The organism is Streptomyces sp. NPDC001880 (genome assembly GCF_053594575.1).
Genome location: NZ_JBSFET010000264.1, coordinates 1 through 1,805, shown reverse-complemented (window position 1 = coordinate 1,805; position 1,805 = coordinate 1). Strand labels below are relative to the sequence as shown.

At 67.4% G+C, this 1,805-nt stretch carries 4 protein-coding genes; 3 read left to right on the top strand and 1 reads right to left on the bottom strand.

What is annotated here, in order from left to right; translation table 11 throughout:
• The coding region (locus ACWCQ6_RS37120) for an IS6 family transposase (protein WP_451096899.1) at nucleotides 1-370 on the bottom strand (370 nt) is incomplete at its 3' end.
• Nucleotides 371-425: 55 nt separating this feature from the next.
• On the opposite strand from ACWCQ6_RS37120, the gene ACWCQ6_RS37115 reads away from it, so the two are divergent.
• From ACWCQ6_RS37115 to ACWCQ6_RS37105, 3 genes are all read left to right on the top strand, one after another.
• A complete protein-coding gene (locus ACWCQ6_RS37115) occupies nucleotides 426-599 on the top strand; it encodes a hypothetical protein (RefSeq protein ID WP_451096897.1) in 174 nt (57 codons plus the stop codon).
• A gap of 261 nt (nucleotides 600-860) precedes the next feature.
• The gene (locus tag ACWCQ6_RS37110; protein ID WP_451096895.1) at nucleotides 861-1,292 is read left to right on the top strand and encodes a hypothetical protein; all 432 of its coding nucleotides are present in this window, start codon (nucleotides 861-863) and stop codon (nucleotides 1,290-1,292) included.
• 210 nt (nucleotides 1,293-1,502) lie between these two features.
• Nucleotides 1,503-1,661 (top strand): hypothetical protein, encoded by a 159-nt coding sequence (locus ACWCQ6_RS37105; protein ID WP_451096893.1) that lies wholly within the window; start codon nucleotides 1,503-1,505, stop codon nucleotides 1,659-1,661.
• Nucleotides 1,662-1,805 lie beyond the last annotated feature (144 nt).

The window sequence follows — 1,805 nt, the reverse complement described above, 5'->3', positions numbered from 1 at the left end:
GCTTGGCCAGGAACCGCTTGGCGGCCTTTGCGTTCCGCCTCGACTGGACCAGGATGTCCAGGACGTTGCCGTCCTGGTCGACGGCCCGCCACAGATACTGCCGCACACCGTTGATCTTGACGAACACTTCGTCGAGATGCCACTTGTCGCCAGGCCCGGGCCGTCGGCGGCGCAGTCCGTCGGCGTAGGCCTGGCCGAACTTGGCGCACCAACGGCGCACGGTCTCGTGGGAGACGAGGACGCCGCGCTGGAGCATGAGCTCTTCGGCCTCGCGGAACGACAGCGGGAAGCGGTGGTACAGCCACACGCAGTGGGAGATGATCTCGACCGGGTACCGGTGCCCCTTGTACGACGGCGGCGTACTTTCCACGGACGACCCCTCCCCGCATGACCAACCAGAAGATCATCCCACCTGGTCAGCCAACGTGACAGTCCCCCTGCGGTCCCGGATCGCCCGTGAACAGCAGCTCGCCCAGGACGCCGTCGAACGCGGCTGGCCCCGCGAGGTCGAACGGCACAAGGCCATCGCCGAACGGATCCGCGGCCTCCTCGCAGATCTCGATGAGAGCGCCGAGCCCGGCCCTGGCGATCACTGCTGAGCAGTTCGTTCCGGCTGCCTGAACGAGAACCCGGCGGATACTTGTCGGATGGATGGATCAAGGGCTTCTTGGGTCAACACCACGCACGATTGGGCCGGCATCGTGGACACGGACCATCTCGGTCGGATCCGCCAGGGATCCGCAGAGTTCGCGCCGGGCGGGCCCGAACACCTTGTTCTCGAGGTCGTTGCTTACGCCGCTGACGAGGCAGCGAGCCGGGGCGGCGGACGGTGTGTGGTCACGCTGCATACCGACGGCTCGGTGTCGGTGAAGGATGACGGACGGGGCACCGACACTCGGGTCGACGAGCACGGCCGGGTGGTGAAGAAGCCGGTCATGGCCACGAAGGATCTTCGGTTCTTCGACCTCCCGGAGGCGGAGCGGCTTCCGGACGGACATCCGCGTCGCGGCATGTCCGTCGTCGCAGCGCTCAGCGAGTGGCTGATTCATACCAACTGCCGTCTCAACGGATCCTGGAGTCAGCGCTATGAGCACGGCGTCCCGGTGACCGATCTGGAGCCCGTCGAAGCTGACGGGACCACGGGGACCTGCGTCCGCTTCCTGCCGGACGAAGCCCTGCGTTCGCGGTGGTCGTTGACTGCGGGCGATCTGGTGCGATGGTCCGAGCACTGGCTCGACCTGACTGCCCGCCTCGACGATCAGCGGGACGGCGAGGACCGCTCAGATCCGTGACCACGGGGCGGCACGACCAAACTGCACCGGGGAGAGCGGCCCGGTCGACTCCCGACTCGCGGTCCTGGTGCTCGGCCCCGGTGGCTTGGAGGTGGCAGGAGTCGGAGCAAGTCTCGATCAGGGTGCATTCCCCCCGGCAGCATGGTCTGCCTGTGGGTCGAGCCGTGGGGAACCGATCACTGGATGCGTCCGGGTGAGGAGTTCACGGTGGTGACCGAGACGGAGCCGGAGCAGTCGCCGTTCAACGTGGTCGTGCATGACCAGGGCATCACGGTGTGGGTGAACGCGGGTCATGACGCCGAGGTCTTCGACAAGAACGGTGGCGTGGTGCCGTGCGCGCGCCAGCGGCCCGCCGAAGGCGGCAGCTGAGCTGCCTTTGATCGTCAGGTCCGGAGCCAGATGACTACGGCTGCGGCGGTGGCGGTGCCGAGGAAGACGTACAAGCCCAGCGATGGTGCGGTACCCAAGTGGTGCCGTACCCGCGAGACGCCCGGTGGGCGGCGCCCCGTGTGG